General features: G+C 66.4%; 15 protein-coding genes. 8 read left to right on the top strand and 7 right to left on the bottom strand.

What is annotated here, in order from left to right; genetic code table 11:
• On the bottom strand, nt 1-777 hold the full coding sequence (locus tag AC3D24_RS12585) for a sulfite exporter TauE/SafE family protein (RefSeq protein ID WP_056053440.1): 777 nt from the start codon (nt 775-777) through the stop codon (nt 1-3).
• A gap of 9 nt (nt 778-786) precedes the next feature.
• On the bottom strand, nt 787-1,995 hold the full coding sequence (locus tag AC3D24_RS12580; protein ID WP_093398371.1) for an LL-diaminopimelate aminotransferase: 1,209 nt from the start codon (nt 1,993-1,995) through the stop codon (nt 787-789).
• A 327-nt stretch (nt 1,996-2,322) separates the two neighbouring features.
• Between AC3D24_RS12580 and AC3D24_RS12575 the strand changes: the two genes are divergently transcribed.
• From AC3D24_RS12575 to clpS, 3 genes are all read left to right on the top strand, one after another.
• Entirely contained in the window at nt 2,323-4,041 is a 1,719-nt protein-coding gene (locus AC3D24_RS12575; RefSeq protein WP_489031111.1) for a PHA/PHB synthase family protein, read from the top strand.
• Between the two features lie 102 nt (nt 4,042-4,143).
• A complete protein-coding gene (locus AC3D24_RS12570) occupies nt 4,144-4,860 on the top strand; it encodes a phasin family protein (protein ID WP_489031109.1) in 717 nt (238 codons plus the stop codon).
• Nucleotides 4,861-5,052: 192 nt separating this feature from the next.
• Nucleotides 5,053-5,388 carry an ATP-dependent Clp protease adapter ClpS gene (gene clpS / locus AC3D24_RS12565; protein WP_353443345.1) on the top strand — a complete coding sequence of 112 codons (336 nt, stop codon included), beginning with the start codon at nt 5,053-5,055 and terminating at the stop codon, nt 5,386-5,388.
• 146 nt (nt 5,389-5,534) lie between these two features.
• Here the strand turns inward: clpS and AC3D24_RS12560 are convergent, their stop codons facing one another.
• A complete protein-coding gene (locus AC3D24_RS12560; protein ID WP_489033140.1) occupies nt 5,535-6,218 on the bottom strand; it encodes a Crp/Fnr family transcriptional regulator in 684 nt (227 codons plus the stop codon).
• Between the two features lie 250 nt (nt 6,219-6,468).
• On the opposite strand from AC3D24_RS12560, the gene murA reads away from it, so the two are divergent.
• The gene (gene murA, locus AC3D24_RS12555; RefSeq protein ID WP_489031107.1) at nt 6,469-7,752 is read left to right on the top strand and encodes a UDP-N-acetylglucosamine 1-carboxyvinyltransferase; all 1,284 of its coding nucleotides are present in this window, start codon (nt 6,469-6,471) and stop codon (nt 7,750-7,752) included.
• A 396-nt stretch (nt 7,753-8,148) separates the two neighbouring features.
• Here the strand turns inward: murA and phbB are convergent, their stop codons facing one another.
• The 4 genes from phbB to AC3D24_RS12535 all read right to left on the bottom strand — a co-directional run bounded on the left by phbB (nt 8,149) and on the right by AC3D24_RS12535 (nt 13,942).
• On the bottom strand, nt 8,149-8,871 hold the full coding sequence (gene phbB, locus AC3D24_RS12550) for an acetoacetyl-CoA reductase (RefSeq protein ID WP_489031105.1): 723 nt from the start codon (nt 8,869-8,871) through the stop codon (nt 8,149-8,151).
• Between the two features lie 34 nt (nt 8,872-8,905).
• Nucleotides 8,906-9,913: a ferrochelatase gene (gene hemH, locus AC3D24_RS12545; RefSeq protein ID WP_489031103.1), complete on the bottom strand. Its 1,008-nt coding sequence runs from the start codon at nt 9,911-9,913 to the stop codon at nt 8,906-8,908.
• On the bottom strand, nt 9,910-12,096 hold the full coding sequence (locus AC3D24_RS12540) for a xanthine dehydrogenase family protein molybdopterin-binding subunit (protein ID WP_489031102.1): 2,187 nt from the start codon (nt 12,094-12,096) through the stop codon (nt 9,910-9,912). The genes hemH and AC3D24_RS12540 overlap by 4 nt, the downstream gene beginning before the upstream one ends.
• A gap of 157 nt (nt 12,097-12,253) precedes the next feature.
• Nucleotides 12,254-13,942, bottom strand: a complete 1,689-nt coding sequence (locus AC3D24_RS12535; RefSeq protein ID WP_489031100.1) for a class I adenylate-forming enzyme family protein — start codon at nt 13,940-13,942, stop codon at nt 12,254-12,256.
• A 69-nt stretch (nt 13,943-14,011) separates the two neighbouring features.
• Here AC3D24_RS12535 and lgt point away from each other — a divergent pair, with 69 nt between their 5' ends.
• The 4 genes from lgt (at nt 14,012) to pgeF (ending at nt 17,532) form a co-directional block, all read left to right on the top strand.
• A complete protein-coding gene (lgt, locus tag AC3D24_RS12530; protein WP_489033138.1) occupies nt 14,012-14,893 on the top strand; it encodes a prolipoprotein diacylglyceryl transferase in 882 nt (293 codons plus the stop codon).
• A 141-nt stretch (nt 14,894-15,034) separates the two neighbouring features.
• Entirely contained in the window at nt 15,035-16,096 is a 1,062-nt protein-coding gene (locus tag AC3D24_RS12525) for a class I SAM-dependent methyltransferase (protein ID WP_489031098.1), read from the top strand.
• The gene (locus tag AC3D24_RS12520; protein WP_489031096.1) at nt 16,093-16,605 is read left to right on the top strand and encodes a GNAT family N-acetyltransferase; all 513 of its coding nucleotides are present in this window, start codon (nt 16,093-16,095) and stop codon (nt 16,603-16,605) included. Before AC3D24_RS12525 ends, AC3D24_RS12520 begins: the two co-directional genes overlap by 4 nt.
• A 168-nt stretch (nt 16,606-16,773) precedes the next feature.
• Nucleotides 16,774-17,532, top strand: a complete 759-nt coding sequence (gene pgeF / locus AC3D24_RS12515) for a peptidoglycan editing factor PgeF (RefSeq protein ID WP_489031094.1) — start codon at nt 16,774-16,776, stop codon at nt 17,530-17,532.
• Nucleotides 17,533-17,589: the final 57 nt, after the last annotated feature.

Here is a 17,589-nt window from a genome sequence, read left to right as displayed (position 1 = left end):
TCAGAAGATCAGCTTCACGCCGACCAGCGCCAGCACGGTCGCGAGGACCGGCACCAGAACGCGGTCCGAGACGCGCGTCGCGATCAGGCTGCCGACGATGATACCGGGGATCGACCCGATCAGCAGCGACACGAGCAGGTCGACGTCGACCGAGCCGAGTATCCAATGACCGATCCCGCCGAGCAGCGTCAGCGGCACAGCGTGGGCGATGTCCGACCCGACCAGCCGGTTGATCGGCAGCGTCGGGTACAGGATCAGCAGCGCGGTCATGCCGAGCGCGCCGGCGCCTACCGAGGTGAGGGATACGAGCACGCCGAGCACCGCGCCGAGCAGGATGGTCAGCATCGCCTGGCGCTCACCACCAACCGTGCCGATCCGAGGCGTCAGCCACGCGACGATCCTGCCGCGGAAGAAGGTCGCGACTGCCGACAGGATCAGCGTGACCCCGAGCACGACGGTGATCGCGTGCCCGGTGTCGGACGATTTCTCGCCGAGATGGTTGAGCACGAGTAACGTCGCGATCGCCGCCGGGACGCTGCCGGTCGCGAGCCGGCGGACGACCTGCCAGTCGACCGTGCCGCGCCAGCCATGCACCGTCGTCCCGACCGTCTTGGTCGCGGACGCGTAGAGCAGGTCGGTGCCGACAGCGGTAGCGGGGTGGAAGCCGAAGACGAGCACCAGCAGCGGCGTCATCAGCGACCCGCCACCGACACCCGTCAGCCCGACGATGAGGCCGACGAGCACGCCGGCTACCGAATATAACGGATTGATATCCACGCTGGCGGGTTAGCCGGCGCCACGCGCGGGCGTGTTGACGCCCATCGACTGGAGATATTTCTTCACGTTGCGCGCCGCCTGGCGGAGCCGCTGTTCGTTCTCGACCATCGCGATCCTCACATAGCCCTCGCCGTTCTCGCCGTAGCCCACGCCTGGAGCAACGGCGACGTGCGCGTGAGTCAGCAATTGTTTGGTGAACTCAAGGCTACCTAAATGCGCGAGCGCGGGCGGCAGTGGGGCCCAGGCGAACATGCTCGCACGGGGGCTCGGGATATCCCAGCCGGCCCGACCAAAGCTCTCGACCAGCACGTCGCGGCGCTTGTGATAGAGCTGGCGGTTGCGCTCGACGATGTCCTGCGGGCCGTTGAGCGCGGCGCAGGCGGCGGCTTGAATCGGCGTGAACGCGCCGTAATCGAGGTACGACTTCACGCGCGTCATCGCCGCGATCAGCGTCTTGTTGCCGACCCCGAAACCCATCCGCCAACCGGCCATCGAATAGGTCTTGCTGAGCGAGGTGAACTCGATCGCGACGTCCTTCGCGCCCGGCACCTGGAGGATCGAGGGGGTCGGCTTGCCGTCGAAATACAGCTCCGAATAAGCGAGGTCGGAGATCACCCACAGCTTGTGCTTCTTCGCGAACGCGACGACGCGCTCGTAGAAGGCGAGGTCGACGACTTCGGCGGTCGGGTTCGACGGATAGCCCATCACCAGCACCGACGGCGCGGGGACGGTGAAAGCCATCGCGCGCTCGAGGCTCTCGAAATACGCCTCGTCCGGGGTCGTCGGCACCGCGCGGATCGTCGCGCCGGCGATAATGAAACCGAAGGTGTGGATCGGATAGGACGGGTTGGGCGCGAGCACGACGTCGCCGGGCGCGGTGATCGCGGTGGCCAGACTCGCAAGGCCTTCCTTCGAGCCCATCGTGACGACGACCTCGGTCTCGGGATCGACGTCGACGCCGAACCGGCGGCCGTAATAATTCGCCTGGGCTTTCCGGAGCCCGGGGATGCCCTTCGACTGCGAATAGCCGTGCGCGCTGGGTTTGCGCGCGACTTCGACGAGCTTCTCGATGACGTGCTCGGGCGGCGGCAGGTCGGGATTGCCCATGCCGAGATCGATGATGTCCTCCCCGCCCGCGCGCGCCGCCGCCCGCATCGCGTTCACTTCGGCGATGACATAGGGGGGCAAGCGTTTGATGCGGTAGAAGTCTTCGGACATGATCAGCCTCTAGCTGGAGGAGCGGGTGCTGTACCGCAGGTGAGCGGGGGCGTCATCCGCCTCATTCGTCGCGAGGACGAAAGCTGGGGTATCGTGGTTCGCTTCACGTCGATCCTCCCCCGCAAGGGGGAGGTGGCACCGAAGCTGACGGAGGGGGAGGCCGGCGCAACCTCTGCTCCGTGTCCTCTCCCTCCGTCTGGCAAGGGCCAGCCACCTCCCCCTGGCGGGGGAGGATCGTTGAGTTTCCTGCGACCACCAATCGTCGATGTGACCATGCTTCCGCCGAGCCGGCGTCTGCGTTAAGCTCCCGAAAAAGCAGAGGATGCCATGGCCGATACTCCTCCCGACGCCTCCACGCCGACCCTGCCCGATCTCCAGCATTGGACGTGGGTGATGGGGCGTGCGCAGCAGATGATGATGGAGCAGGGGCTCGCCGCGATGCAGCCCAAGCCTGAGACGATCCCCGCGATTCCCGGCTTCACCGACCCCGCCACGCTGGAGCGCGCGCGCGATTTCTGGGCCGAGAGCCTGACTTTGTGGCAGCGCTTCCTCGATCCCGCCAAGGCGCCCGAGGCCGCGCCCGTCACCGACAAGCGGTTCAAGGCGCCGCAGTGGCGCGAACCCGTGTTTGACCTGATCCGTCAGAGTTACGAACTGATCGGCGACCACATGCTCCGCGGCGTCGAGGCGGTCGACGGGCTCGACCCGAAGCAGAAGGAGCAGCTGCGGTTCGCGACCAAGGGGTTCGTCGATGCGATGAGCCCGACCAATTTCGCGCTGACCAACCCGCAGGTGATCGAGAAGACGATCGAAACGCGCGGCGAGAATCTGCTCAAAGGCCTGCAGAACATGATGGCCGATCTTGCCCGCGGGCAGGTGACGCATACGCCCGACGGCGCGTTCGAGCTCGGCCGTAACCTGGCGATGACGCCGGGCAAAGTGGTGAAACGGACGCCGCTCTACGAACTGATCCAGTACAGCCCGACCACCGAGAAGGTGCTGGCGACGCCGCTCGTCATCTTCCCGCCGTGGATCAACCGGTTCTACATCCTCGACTTGACGCCCGAGAAGAGCTTCATCCGCTGGGCGGTTGAGCAGGGCATCACCGTGTTCATGGTGTCGTGGAAATCGGCCGATGCGAGCATGAAGGACGTGGTCTGGGACGACTATGTCGGCGCGCAGGTCGAGGCGATCGACACGGTTCGTGCCGCGCTAGAGGTGCCGGCGGTGCATACGATCGGATATTGCGTGGCGGGGACGACGCTGGCCGCGACGCTGGCATTGCTGGCGGCGCGCGGCGAAGCGGCAAAGGTGGCGAGCGCGACGTTCTTCACCGCCCAGGTCGATTTCGCGCAGGCCGGCGAGCTGCAGCATTTCATCGACGACGAGCAGCTGAAGATGGTCGCGTCGCTGTCGCCCGAGGGTTTCCTCGACGGGCGGTACATGGCGACGACGTTCAACCTGCTGCGCGGGCGTGACCTGATCTGGAACTACGTCACGCAGAATTACCTGCTCGGCCAGGATTACGTGCCGTTCGACTTGCTCCACTGGAACGGCGACACCACCAACCTGCCCGCGAAATGGCATCTGAGCTATCTGACCGATCTGTACCGCGACAATCTGCTGGTGACGGGCACGATGACGGTGGACGGTACGCCGATCGATCTCACCAAGGTAGCGACGCCGAGCTATGTCCAGGCGGGGCGCGAGGACCATATCGCGCCGGCCGAAAGCGTCTGGAAACTCACGCAATTGTTCGCCGGGCCGCTGAAGTTCGTGCTCGCGGGGTCGGGGCATATCGCGGGCGTGGTCAATCCGCCGGCGGCGGGGAAGTATCAATACTGGACCAATCCTGGCGCGCATACGACGCTCGACGACTTCGTTGCCGGTGCGACGGAGACCAAAGGAAGCTGGTGGCCGGACTGGGTCGAATGGTTGCGCGCGCTTGGTGCCGAGACGGTGTCCGCGGACGGTGCGCGGCTGCCCGGCGAGGGGCCCCTCGAAGCGATCGGCGACGCGCCCGGCGACTATGTGAAGAGCCGGTAGCGCTACCTTACGCGAACGTCATGGTGCACTGCACAATTTAATTGTGCGACGCCACGAATCGTGTACAAAGGCCGCGACATAACTCCGAAGAGAGGTGCGTGGATGGTGGATATCGTGAAACGGACGGCCAAGGCCGGTACGAAGCTTGCCGCCGCCGCGAAGCCGGTCGCTGCCGTGAAGGCCGCGACTGCCAAAGCCTCCGCCCGGACCGTCGCCAAGCCGGCGAAGCCGGCACCCGAGCCGGTCGCCAAGACGCCGGCACCTCAACCTCTCGCGGCCGCTTTTGTATCGCCGCACACCGACATTCCCGCCCCGATTTCGGCCACCGCGCCAACGGGGATCCCTGCCAGCGAAACAAAGGACGCCACGATGGACACGATCCAGAGCATCACCGAGAAGACCAAGGCCCTCTTCACGGGCGCGAACACCGCCGAGTACACCGAGCAGGCCAAGGGCGCGATGGAGAAGTCGGCGAAGATGGCGGAAGATTTCGTCGCATTCGGCAAGGGCAACATCGAGGCGCTCGTCGAATCGTCGAAGATTGCCGCGAAGAACGTCGAGGCGCTTGGCCAGGAAGCGGCCGACTACGCCAAGACCTCGTTCGAGAGCGCGACCGAAGCCGCCAAGACGCTCGCCGCCGCCAAGTCGCCGACCGAGTTCATGAAGCTCCAGGGCGATTATGCGCGCACCGCGTTCGACACGATGATCGCCGAGGGCTCGCGCTCGACCGAGCGGATGCTCAAGATGTTCGGCGAATTCGCCCAGCCGATCTCGAACCGCGTTGCGGTCGCGACCGACAAGATGAAGATCTCGGCGTAAGTCGATCGCGCGCCGCCCTCGGATAGCGTGCCACGAAAGGGGCGGCCGTCACGCGACGGTCGTCCCTTTTGCGTTTGCGATTTTCGCGCGAGGTTTGCGGGCGCCCCCTTGCTCTTGCCCCCCGGCATGCCATATTTTGGCAGCATGCTTTTGACCCCTGAAATGACGACTCCCCAGAGGACGGGCGAGCGGATGGCCGAGCGCCGCGACGATGGTGGCGAGGATGGGAACGGCACCGGCGCCGGTATCGCGACCAAGACTCGCGCGAAGACCAAACAGCCGACGCCGTACCGCGTGCTGATGCTCAACGACGATTATACGCCGATGGAGTTCGTTGTGCTGTGTCTCCAGCGCTTCTTCCGCATGGACATGGAGGCCGCGACTCGGGTGATGCTGCACGTCCACCAGAAGGGCGTCGGGGTGTGCGGCACGTTCAGCTACGAGGTGGCGGAGACCAAGGTGTCGCAGGTCATGGATTTCGCCAAGCAGAACCAGCATCCGCTACAGTGCACGCTGGAGAAGGCTTGAGCTAACCGTCTGCTGATCCTCCCCCGCCAGGGGGGGGTGGCACCGAAGGTGACGGAGGGGGAGGCACGCGCCACCCCTGCTTCGTATCCTCCCCCTCCGTCTGGCAAGAACCAGGCGCCTTCCCCTGGCGGGGGAGGATCGAGAGGTTACCGTGCGGGCGGCAACCAGCGTAGGTCGAGCCTGTCGAACCGATCGATGTAATTCGCTGCCTGCGCCAGCAACGTCTCGTTGAGCAACGTCACCCGCCCCGCCTCGCGGCGGATCAGGCCGTCCTCTTCCAACTGCCGCAGCATCCGGTTGACGTGGACCGCGGTGAGCCCGGTGGCGTCGCCGATCTCCTCCTGCGTAAGGCCGAGCGTGAAGCTGTTGCCCATCGCGCGATCGCGCATCCGCATCCGGTTGCGCATCTCGAGCAGCAACGCGGCAATCCGCGCCTTCGCTGAAGTGCGGCCGAGCGCGGCGAGACGGTCGGTCAGCGCCACCTTCTCCATCTGGTTCATGACCATGATCAGCGCCGACAGCCGTGGGTGATCGGTGACGAGCCCGGTCATTGCCGAGCGATCGAACGAACACACCGTGCAATCCGTCAACGCGACCACCGTCTCGGGCGAATCACGGTACACGAGCGCCGAAACTGCCAGCATGTCACCGGCATAGAGGAAGCGCAGAATCTGGCGGCTACCGTCGTCGAGCAGCACATAGCTCATCGCCATGCCGCGCTGCAGGATGAAGAGTTCGGCCTGCGGATCATTCTCGCGCACGAGGACGGCACCGCGACGCAAGTCTCGCGGGCGATCCTCCAACCGCGCTAGCGCAGCCTTTTCGTTCATCGACAGGTCGATGAGATCGCCGACGCGATCGGCGAAGCAGCTGTCCGGCACTCTGTAACGGTCCCCTATGTTAAAGAACTACAGAGCAAAGCTGGGATTTCCGCGCATTAAAGTCGATCAAGCGGGGGGCTTTAGCGTAACGGACGCGGGCGCAGGGGCCGGGTTGTGGCTCGACGCCAACCAGCGTCCGCCGGTCGCCCGATCGGCGCGCAGCCCTTGCGCAGAACGCCAGCCGCGATAGACACCCGGGATGGACCGTATTCTCATTCGCGGCGGTAATCGCCTGTCCGGGCGCTTGCCCATCTCCGGTGCCAAGAACGCCGCACTCACGCTGATGCCGTGCGCGCTGCTGACCGAAGAGCCACTGACGTTGCGCAACCTGCCGCGGCTCGCGGATGTCGACGGTTTCGGCCATCTGCTCAACCAGCTTGGTGCGTCGACCGCGATCCAGGGTACGCGCCCCGAGGATTTCGGTCGCGTGATGACGATCCGCGCAGGCAATCTGACCTCGACCGAGGCGCCGTATGACATCGTACGCAAGATGCGCGCGTCGATCCTGGTGCTCGGGCCGCTGCTCGGGCGTGGCGGCGAGGCGACGGTGTCGCTGCCGGGCGGCTGCGCTATCGGCAATCGGCCGATCGACCTGCATCTGCGCGCACTCGAAGCGATCGGCGCCGAGCTGGAAATGGCGGCAGGCTATGTGAAGGCGATCGCACCGGGCGGGCGCCTGCCGGGCGGCCGCTTCCGCTTCCCGATCGTGTCCGTGGGCGCGACCGAGAACGTCGTGATGGCGGCGGTGCTCGCCAAGGGCACCTCGGTGATCGAGAACGCCGCGCGCGAGCCCGAGATCGTCGACCTGTGCAACTGCCTGGTCGCGATGGGTGCGTCGATCGACGGGATCGGCACCGAGACGCTGACGATCGAAGGCCGCGACCGGCTGCACGGCGCGACCTATGCAGTGATGCCCGACCGGATCGAGGCGGGCAGCTATGCGTGCGCCGCGGCGATCACCGGCGGCGACCTGGAGCTGGTTGGCGTGTCGATCCCGGACATGGGTGCGACGATCGATGCGCTGGTCGAGGCGGGCGTGTCGGTGACGCCGACCAAGGACGGCGTGCGCGTGGCCTCGGACGGCAAGCTGCAACCCCTGACGCTCTCGACCGCGCCGTACCCCGGGTTCGCCACCGACATGCAGGCGCAATTTATGGCAATGCTTTGTATGGCCGACGGCGCCAGCATGCTGACCGAAACGATCTTCGAAAACCGCTACATGCACGTGCCCGAACTGGCACGGATGGGCGCGGACATTCAGGTCCACGGCCGCACCGCGATGGTCCGCGGCGTCGACAAGCTGGTCGGGGCGCAGGTCATGGCGACCGACCTGCGAGCTTCGATGAGCTTGATCTTGGCCGGGTTGGCGGCGAATGGCGAGACGTCGGTGGGTCGGGTGTATCACCTCGACCGCGGGTATGAGCGGTTGGAGGAGAAGCTGTCGGCGGTTGGCGCGGATATCGAGCGCGCCAGCGACGGGTGATTGGGGCGCCGTAGTTTGAACGGGCGTTAGCCCTCTCCCCTCTGGGGAGAGGGTTGGGTGAGGGGCAACCAAGCAATGTTGCGCCTGGAACTGCCCCTCACCCCCGACCCTCTCCCCGGAGGGGAGAGGGAGTAGGATGCCAGGTTTTTGCGGTGGCATCCTTGCTCGCTGCGGACGCTGTGGGGTTCGGGCGGCGCTACCTACCCAGTTCCCCCGCGAAGGCGGGGGCCCAGGATCAAGCAGTACCGCACTTCGTAATCCGGTAGACATCTACTCAGCGCCGCCGGCAAAGCCGCCGTCGGACGGGTTCGGTGAACCGACCCGCCGGCCGTGCCTGGCGCTGCCCGCTCGCTTCGCTTGCTGGCATCGGCGCGGACGTAGCCGCGCCTGCGCCCGTCAGTACATGTGCTGGCCGCCATTGATGCTCAGCGTCGACCCGGTAACGAACCCACCCTCCTCCGAGCACAGAAACGCCACCCCCCGAGCGATCTCGGTCGCCTGGCCGAGTCGCCCCACCGGGATCTTGGCGACGATCTTCTCCAGCACGTCGGCCGGCACCGCCGCGACCATGTCCGTATCGATATACCCCGGCGCAATCGCGTTTACCGTTACGCCCGCCCGCGCGCCCTCCTGCGCCAAGGCTTTCGTGAAGCCGTGAATGCCCGACTTGGCCGCGGCATAGTTCACCTGGCCGTACTGCCCGGCCTGCCCATTGATCGAGCCGATGTTGACGATCCGCCCCCATTTGCGCGTACGCATGCCGGGGAACACCGCCTTGGCCATGTTGAAACACCCGCCGAGATTGGTGTCCATCACCTCTTTCCAATCCTGGTACGTCATCTTCAGGATCGTGCCGTCGCGGGTGATACCGGCATTGTTCACGACGATATCGACATCGCCCAGATCGGCGGCGACCTGCGCGCAGCCGGCCTGGCACGCATCATAGTCGGCGACGTCCCACTTGTAGGCTGCAATGCCCGTGCGCTCAGTGAACTCCCTCGCGCGCGCGTCGTTGCCGGCATAGGTTGCCGCTACGGTAAGGCCCATGTCCTGCAATGCCAGACTGATCGCTTCGCCGATTCCGCGCGTACCACCGGTTACAATTGCGACGCGTGCCATCAGTATCTCTCCCAAGATCAGCCTTTTGTGGAGGCTAGCCAGCCCGCACCCATCCTTCAAGCTCGCGCGCCAAAATGCTGCGCAACATTTCCACGCCGACCGGGCTGTCGTTGAGGCAGGGGAGATAGGCGAAGTGCGTCCCGCCAGCCTCTTCGAAGCTCTCGCGTCCGCGGATCGACAGTTCCTCCAGCGTCTCCAGGCAATCCGCGGAGAAACCCGGCGCGAAGATCGCTACCTTGGCCTTGCCAGCCTTGGCGAGCGCGACAAGCGTCTCGTCGGTCGCCGGCCCCAGCCACTTCTGCGGCCCGAACCGCGACTGGAACGCGATCGTCAGCTCGCGCCCCATGCGCTCGCCGAGCAGTCGCGCGGTCTTCTGGCAATGGCAGTGATACGGATCGCCCTGCTGCAACGTCCGCTTCGGCATCCCGTGGAAGCTGGCGACGATCGCCTCGGGCGTGAAATCGAGGGCGGAGAGCCCCTCTTCGAGCGAGTCCTTCAGCGCGTCGATATAGAGCGTGTCGTCATAGTAAGGCGGCAGCGTGCGGATCGCCGGCTGCCAGCGCAGACCGGCGAGATGCTTGAACGCCTTGTCGTTCGCCGTCGCGGTCGTTGCTGCGCAATATTGCGGGTAGAGCGGCGCGAGCAGGATGCGTTCGCAACCCGCCGCCTTCATCGCCGTCAGCCGGTCCGAAATCGAGGGATTGCCGTAACGCATCGCCCAATCGACAAGCACCTCCGGCCCGAACGCATCCTTCAGCGCCGCCGCCTGCAACCGGGTGATCGCGGCGAGTGGCGACCCATCCTCGCGCCAGACCTGCGCATAGGCGTGCGCGGACTTCTTCGGGCGCGTGTTGAGGATGATGCCGCGCAGGATCGGCTGCCACGCGATCTGCGGGATCTCGACGACCCGCGAATCGGACAGGAACTCGCCGAGATAGCGCTTCACCGATTTCGCATCGGGGCCATCGGGCGTGCCGAGGTTCATCAGCAACACGCCGATTCTGGGCTTGGGAATCGGGGGGTGATCGGGGGGCAGGGTCATGGTGCTGGTCTTAAAGGCAAATTGCGGATGCGGAAGCCTGTTGACGCATAGAGCGCATTGGCGATCGCGGGCGCGACCGCGGGGACTCCGAGTTCGCCGACGCCGCCGGGAGCTTCGTCGCTACGGATCAACTCGACGGTGATGTCCGGGGTGTCGGCGAGGCGGGGCAGGCCGATCGTGTCGAACCCGCGCGCGTCGGCGAGGCCGCGGGTGAAACCGGTCGATGCGCCGAGCGCGGCGGCCATGCCGAAGATCAGCCCGCCCTCGATCTGCTGGCGGACGATGTTGGGATTGATCTGCGCACCACAATCGACCGCGGCGACGAGGCGGTCGACCACCGGGCGCTGGTCCGCGCCGATGTGCGCCTCCGCCATGACGGCGATGTAGCTGCCGCGGAAGGCGTGGCACGCTATGCCCTGGCCGCTGCCGGCGACGCCGCCGTCCCAGCCGCCGAGCGCCGCCGCGGTCGAGAGACAGCGCGCGAGCCGGGGTTCGCCGCCGAGCATGGCGATGCGGAACGACATCGGTTCGGACTGAGCAGTGCGCGCGAGTTCGTCGAGGAAGCATTCGGTGAAGAACGCGGTGTAGCCATGCGCGCCGCCGCGGAGGTGGCCGGTCGGGATGCCGATCTCGGCGGGGTGGTGCCCGACCGTATAGGCGGGGATGCGATAGACCGGCGCCGCGCCTGCCACGGCGTAGCGGTCGCCTTTGACACCGATCAGCGCGGCTTCAGTCGCGAGGCCCGGCATCATCCGGCGTGCCATCTCGGCACCGGTCGAGGGCGCCGCGATGTTGGCCGACCAGCCCATGATCGCGCCGTTGGGGGCGAGCCGTGCGGCCATCTTTGCGACGGCGGGTGGGCGGTAGTGATCGTGGAGCGAATCCTCGCCCCGCGACCAGACGAGGCTGACCGGGCGTCTTAGCTTTACTGCAAGCACCGCCGCCTGTTCGGCGACGTCGTGTTCGAGCGCGGCGCCGAACGATCCGCCGATCAGCATCGGGTGGACGACGACGGCATCCTCGCTGAGGTCCGCCGCGCGCGCCGCTGCCGATCGTACGAGTCCCGGCGCTTGCGTTGCTAGCCAGAGTTCGAGGCGGGCGTTGGAGAAGGAGGCGGTCGCGCTGCGGGTCTCGATCGCTGCGTGCAGGCCGAGGCCAGCGCGGTAGGTCGCGGTGACGAGCTTGGCGCCCTGGAAGGTTGCGGCGACATCGCCCGCGGACGCCATCTGCGTGCCGGGACGGGCTAGCGCGGCGTCGAGTGCTGCGTCGATCGACCTGGTATCGGGGAGGGGAGCGTCGTTCTCGAATCGCGGTGCGAGCGCGTCGAGCGCCTTTTGCGCGGCCCACCCTGTCGTAGCCACGGCCGCCACCCAGCGCGGGTTCTCGACCACCGACAGCACGCCGCGGATCCGGTCTGCGGCGGCGCGGTCGACCCTTGTCAGGCGACCGCCGACCGGACCTTGGCGGATCGCGGCGTGGACCATGTCGGCGAGGCGGACATCGCCCGCGAAATTGGCCGAGCCGTCGACTTTCGACGGGGTGTCGAGGCGGGGGGCCGACTTGCCGACCAGCTTGCCGGCGCCCTGGATGCCGAGCGGAAGGGGATCGGGGAGGGTGAACTTCGCGGCCTCCTCGGCGAGTTCGGCGAAGCGGATGCGCTTGCCGGCATGCGTGCAGAAGCCGGCGTCGACGTTGACCTGGGTCCAGTCGGCGTCCCAGCGCTTGGCCGCCGCCATGCAGAGCAACGCGCGGGCGCCTGCGCCGGCTTCGCGGCAGGCTTGCTCGAACATCCGGATCGAGCTTGATCCGCCAGTGAGCATCGGCGGTTGCGCAGTGCCCTCCGGGAGACGGTCGAACAGCCCTTCGAACAGGTCGTGCGTGCCGATCGGGTTTGCGTAGAGCGGGCTGAGGGGGGCGGGCTCGATACCGACGGTGCGCCAGTCCGCGCCGAGCTCGTCCGCGACGATCTGGGGGAGGGTCGTGTAGACGCCCTGGCCGTGCTCGACCTGCGGGACGGCGACCGTGACGTGCCCGTCGGTGCCGATCTTGAGCCACGCGCCGAACGGGGTTTCGCCGGGGTTGGCGACGAGGTTTGGGGCGTAGGTTCGGGGCCAGAGACTCCAGGCAACGACGAGCCCGACCCCCGCGCCGCCGCCGACTAAAATCTCACGCCTGCTAATCATGACGTGGCTCTAATCCTTCTCCCCCACGGGGAGAAGGTGGCGCGAAGCGGCGGAGGAGGGGAGTGGGTCTCCGGGACATCGCCGGGAGTCTCACCGCCCCTCTCCCTTCCGTCGCCAAGCGGCTCCTCCCTCCCTCTCCCCGAAGGGGCGAGGGAAGTCAGGCCAGCGCTCGGTAGGTGGCTTTGAGCGAGACCTTGTCGATCTTCTCCGTTCCGAGCCTCGGCAACGGCTCCTCCGAAATCCAGATCCGCTGCGGCACCTTGAAGGCAGCTATGTGCTGGTGGAGGAACGCGCAGAGATCGTCCGAGGTCAACGTCTCGCCCTCCTGCGGGACTACCACCGCCCCCGGAACCTCGCCGAACTTTTCGTCCGCCAGGCCGAACACCGCGGCTTCCGCGACCGCCGGATGTTCGTAAAGCGCCGCCTCGACCTCCTGGCACGAGATGTTCTCGCCGCCGCGGATGATGATGTCCTTCTTGCGGTCGACGATGAACAGATAGCCTTCCGTATCGAGATAGCCGATGTCGCCGGTGCGGAAATAGCCATCTGAGGTAAAGGCGGCAGCGGTCGCGTCGGGGCGGTTCCAGTATTCCTTGAAATTGCAGATCGTGCGGATGCAGACCTCACCGCGCTGGCCCTGATCGACCGGGTGGCCGGCTTCGTCGAGAATGGCCAAGTCGACCAACGGCGCCGACGGCCGCCCCGCCGAATTGGGCTTGGCGAGGTAGTTGCTACGCCAGTTGCCGGTGCCGACCGCATTGGTCTCGGTGAGTCCGTAACCGATCAGCGGCGCGCTCCCGCCCATTTCCTCGTCGATGCGGCGGACATGATCGACCGGGCGCGGTGCACCGCCTGCGGCGAAGTCGGTGACGGTCGAGAGGTCGTACTTCGCGCGGTCCGGGTGGTTCAAGATTTCGAAGCTCATCAAGGGAACACCGACAAAATAGGTGACGCCTTCCTGCACGATCAGGCGCATCGCTTCGCCGGCATCCCATTTCGGCATGAGGACGAGTTTGCGGCCCATCGCGAAGCTCTGAAGGAATACCGGGACTTCGGCGGTGACGTGGAACAAGGGGATCGTCAGCAGCGTGACGGGCTGGCCGACCGGCGGCGACCCTTGCGCGGTGGCGATGCCGACCATCATCATCGCCTGGCCGAGATAGTTGAAGATGCCCTGCACGATCGACCGATGTTCGGACAGCGCGCCCTTCGACTGGCCGGTCGAGCCGCTCGTGAACAGGATCGTCGCATGATCGTCCGGCCCGAGCATCGGCAGGTCCGCAGTGTGATCGTCCTTCGCGATCACGGGTGCGAGAGCCGCTGCCAACGCGAGCGCATCGTCGATCTCGACCACCGGCGCGGTCAGCCCCGCGATCTGCGCGAGTCGCTTCACGCGGAGCGGATCGGCGAACACGAGCGTGCAGTCGACCTCGCCGATCGCCGCCTCTAGTTCCTCCGACTGCCACCAGCCGTTGAGCAGCGTCGCCACGCCCCCGGCCATGACGATGCCCATGTAAAGCACGATCCACGACGGCGAATTGCGCATCGCGATGCCGATACGGTCGCCTTTCGCAATGCCGTATCCACCGACAAGGGCGCGCGCGGTGCGTTCGGCGGCGGCGTAGACCTCACCGAACGTCAGCCGCTCGGCACCCGAGACGAGGAAGACGGCGTCGCGGTGTTCGTTGGCATAGTGCGCGAAATAGTAACTGAGCGCGGGCGGCGCCGCGGCGATCGTCGGCAGCGTCACGCCGAACCGCTCGGCCGACCCTAGCGCCAGCATGCCGTCAGGCGCAGTCAGCGCGGCCATCGTCGAATCCATCGCCGCATCGAGCTCGGTCCGCATATCGCTCTCCTATTGGTCTTATCGTTATGGCTCTTTATGCAGGGGCGAACGCGTGGGGAAAAGCCTTTGATCCTGTCGACCATTTCAGCTGCCGTCGGCAGTCACATCCGCTTCGAGGATCTGGGGCTCCACCCCGACGTCTTCTCGATCGGCTTCTTCACGCTGCGCTGGTACAGCCTCGCCTATATCGGCGGGATCCTGCTCGGCTGGTGGTATCTGCTGAAGCTGCTCGCCCAGCCCGGCGCACCGATGGCGCGGCGGCATGCCGACGACCTGGTGTTCTACGCGACGCTCGGCATCATCCTTGGCGGGCGGCTCGGTTACGTGATCTTCTACGCGCCCGAGATGTTCCTGCATCCGCTGCGGATCTTCAGGCTCTGGGATGGCGGCATGTCGTTCCACGGTGGGGTCATTGGCACGTCCCTTGGGCTGATCCTGTTCGCGCGGAAGCACCAGCTCAACTGGTTGCGCGTGCACGATTATATCGCGTGCTGCGTGCCGTTCGGCCTGTTCTTCGGGCGGCTCGCCAACTTCGTCAACGGCGAGCTCTGGGGCAAGCCGACCAACGTCGCCTGGGGCATTATTTTCGAGCGCACCGTGCCGTTCGGGATGGTCGAGCCGGCGCGGCATCCGAGCCAGTTGTACGAAGCCGGGCTGGAGGGCGTGCTGCTGTTCGCGTTGCTCTGGTTCGCGTTCTGGAAGACCAAGGCGCGCTATGATCCGGGCAAGCTCGTCGGGTTGTTCGTGCTGGGCTACGGCCTCGCACGGTTCACCGTCGAGTTCTTCCGCGAGCCGGATTCGCAGCTGCGGGCGTTTGCCGAGCATACCGGGCTGCACATGGGGCAGTGGCTGTGCGTGCCGATGATCATTGGCGGCGGGTATCTGGTGGCGACGTCGGCCAAGCGCCGCGTGCGGGTCGAGTCGATCGCGGGGACGCAGAGCGTCGCGTAACGCGGCTTCCTTCGACTAGAAGCACCACCCCGGCGGAGGCCGGGGCCCCGTTGGGAAGGTTGATGTAACGACGCGCAACGTACGTCACTACGGACGTTCCAATTGGGCCCCGGCCTCCGCCGGGGTGGTAGAGATTTTGAGATGGTCGACATGCCCGACACCCCCCTGACCGACACCGCTCTCCCAGAACGCCTCGCCCGAGCGATTGCACTCGCGGGACCGATCCCCGTTGCGCAGTATATGGCGGCGGCCAACGCGCAGTATTATGCAACGCGCGATCCGCTGGGGGTTGGCGGCGACTTCACCACTGCGCCCGAGATCAGCCAGATGTTTGGCGAGCTGATCGGTCTTTGGTGCGCCGATCTGTGGGATCGCGCGGGGCGGCCGGATGTAGCGTGGGTCGAACTCGGACCCGGTCGCGGGACGCTTGCCGCCGACGCGGCGCGCGCGATGGCGAAGGCCGGGCTTACGCCGCCCGTGCATTTCGTCGAGACCAGCCCGGCGTTGCGGAAGGCGCAGGCCGAGCGCGCCCCTGCCGCGACCTGGCACGATACGATCGACACGCTGCCGACCGATCGCCCGTTGATCGTCGTCGCCAACGAGTTCTTCGACGCGCTGCCGATCCGCCAGTTGGTGAAGCGCGGGCAGTGGCACGAGCGTCTCGTCGCGGCGCAGGACCTGCTGTTCCTGCCGATCGCGGGCAAGCCGCTCCCCGATGCGGTGATTCCGGAGCCGTTCCGCGATGCCCCCGCGGGCTCGATCCTCGAGACGTCGCCTGCCGCCGTCACCATCGTTCGCGGCCTCGCCAAACGCATCGCCGCGCAGGGCGGTGCGCTGATCGCGGTCGACTATGGCTATGAAGGCCCGGCGCTCGGCGACACGTTGCAGGCGGTTCGCAGCCACGCGTTCGCCAACCCGTTCGAGGCGCCCGGCGCGCACGACCTGACCGCGCATGTCGACTTCACCACGCTTGCCGCCGCCGCGCAGACCGAGGGTGCGATCGCCTGGGGTCCGGTAAGCCAGCGCGACCTGCTCGGTGCGCTCGGGATCGACCCGCGGACGTCGGCGCTCGCCAAGGCGTCGCCTGCGCGGGCCGAGTCATTGGCTACGGATCGGAGGCGGTTGATGGACGACATGGGTATTCTCTTCAAAGCGCTGGCGATCACCGCGCCCACTTGGCCGACCCCGGCGGCGTTTGCATGATCGCCTATCGCGATGCCGTGCCCGCCGACGGCGCAGAACTGGCCGCGATGGCGAAGCGGTCGTTCACCGATACGTTCGGCACGCTGTACCGCCCCGAAGACCTTGCCACGTTTCTCGACCAGACGTTCGGGGAGACGGGGCTGCCGGCGCAACTGTCCGACCCCGCCTACACGGTCCGCGTTGCAGTGGACGAGGCTGGTGAGATCGTCGGGTTTGCCAAGATCGGGCCTGTCGCGTTTCCGGGCGAGTGGCCTGAGACCGGGATCGAACTTCACCAGCTTTATGTGCGCGGCGATCAGCATGGCGCGGGCGTCGGGCCTGCGCTGATGGATTGGGTGATCGATGCCGCCCGCGCGGATGGCCGTACGGAACTGATCCTCAGCGTGTATGTGGATAACGCGCGCGCGATCCGGTTCTACCAGCGATACGGCTTTGTGGAGATCGGGCGGTATGTGTTCATGGTCGGCGAGCAGCCGGATGATGACCGGATCATGCGGCTCGTGCTGTGATGATCGGTGCCTTCAGAGATATCGTAGCGAAAGGCCACCACCCCGGCGGAGGCCGGGGCCCAGTTGGAAAGGTGTTGGTAATGGCGCGTTGCCTGCTGTTAGCAACGTCGCCCAACTGGGCCCCGGCCTTCGCCGGGGTGGGATGTGTTTGATGTTGGGTGACCTAAAATGACCATCGACGTCATCCGCGCGAAGGCGCTGGGCGATATTCCCCACGGCTTTCTCGGCCGGCGTGGCGGTGTGTCGACCGGCGCGTATGCGAGCCTCAACGTCGGCATCGGCTCCGACGACGATGCGGCGAACATCGCCGAGAACCGCCGCCGCGCGACCGAGGCTGTCCTGCCGGGTGCGAAACTCGTCGGGCTGTATCAAGTCCATTCCGCCGACGCGGTCACCGTGATCGAGCCGTTCGACGACGCTATTCGCCCGCATGCCGACGCACTGGTAACCAACCGCCCCGGCCTCGCGCTGGGCATCCTCACCGCGGACTGCGCACCGGTGCTGTTCGCCGACGCGCAAGCCGGTGTCGTCGCCGCGGCTCACGCCGGCTGGAAAGGTGCGCTCGGCGGCGTCACCGATGCGACGATCCTGGCGATGGAAGCGATCGGTGCACACCGCGACCGGATCGTCGCCGCGGTCGGGCCGTGCATCGCGCGCACCAGCTATGAGGTAGACGACGCCTTCATCCGCCGGTTCTGCGAGGCGGATCCGGAGAACGAGCGCTTCTTCGCCGACGGTCGAGTGGACCATTATCAGTTCGACCTGGAGGCGTATGTCGTCAGCCGGCTCGCGGTCGCCGGGATCGGGCGGATAGAGGCGCTCGGGCTCGACACCTACTCCGATGACGATCGCTTCTTCAGCTATCGGCGCGCGACCCATCGCGGCGAGCCCTCCTATGGGCGCCAGATCAGCATCATCGGCCTATAGCGGGTCCCAAATCCCGCATCGCTCGTTTAGGCTCTGCACATCGGCCCGCGCCAGACG

The organism is Sphingomonas sp. SL1004 (genome assembly GCF_057815015.1).
The sequence above is the reverse complement of the archived record's forward strand: the minus strand, read 5'-3'. Positions and strand labels throughout refer to the sequence as shown.